Genomic DNA, 855 nt, shown 5'->3' with positions numbered 1-855 from the left:
TTGCGCAATAAATTACGCCGCTACCAAAAACATGCGCTCTGCCGTAGCGGCGCGATTTATCGCGCTATTGACGACTTACACCCCATCCGTAATCGGTTTACGCACCAGCAGCAGATAAGCCAGCGCACCCACCACGGTGACGCCTGCACAAATCATCAGCGCGAGGCTGAATGACTTGGTGGTATCCAGCACCCAACCGGTGATCACCGGCGCAAACGAGGCAAACACAAAGCTGGCGAAGTTCTGGATGCTGCCCACCGATGCCGTCATACGTGCGGTAACGTTAGCGTGAATCAAGCCCCAGCAAGATGTCCCGGCAAAGTGAATGCAGAACAGCGCCATGCCAATCAGCGTCACTGCACTGGCGGTGTCTGTTGCACGGGTGACGAAAGTGGTGAAGGCTGCAGACAGCAGCATGCCGCTGACAATCGATACCTTACGCACTTTCACTGCATCCATTCCACGACGCACCAGCGCATCTACCACATAGCCGTTCAGCAACATGCCCGCTGCGCCAAACAGGAATGGAATCGCCGCCAGCAACCCGGTGCTTTTCAGATCCAGATGATAGGTCGATTGCAGATAACCCGGCAGCCAGGCAATGTAGAGCCACGCGGTATAGTTGATGCCGCTGAAGCCAATCATCATGCCCCACATGGTGCGCTGCTTGAACAAACCGCGCCACTCGGCAAAGCTCAGCGGCTCTTTGCGTGATGCCACGCTGCCCGCCTGCAGATAGTGAATCTCTTCACCGCTCAATTTGCTGTTGTCGCGGTTGCGGTACATCACATACCAGCCAATGGCGAGGAACATACCCAGCACGCCGATGGTGACGAACATGCCGCGCCAGCCCAT

1 protein-coding gene is annotated in these 855 nt (G+C 56.5%); it reads right to left on the bottom strand.

The genetic code is table 11. From position 1 onward, the window contains the following. Positions 1–75: 75 nt before the first annotated feature. Positions 76–855, bottom strand: a 780-nt coding sequence (locus tag QMM04_RS22840; RefSeq protein ID WP_282997158.1) for an MFS transporter, incomplete at its 5' end; no start/stop codon positions are given.

Source organism: Pantoea sp. Pa-EAmG, assembly GCF_030024295.1.
In the GTDB taxonomy this organism is placed as follows: Bacteria; Pseudomonadota; Gammaproteobacteria; order Enterobacterales; family Enterobacteriaceae; genus Pantoea; species Pantoea dispersa.
This window is presented reverse-complemented; position numbering and strand designations above follow the sequence as displayed.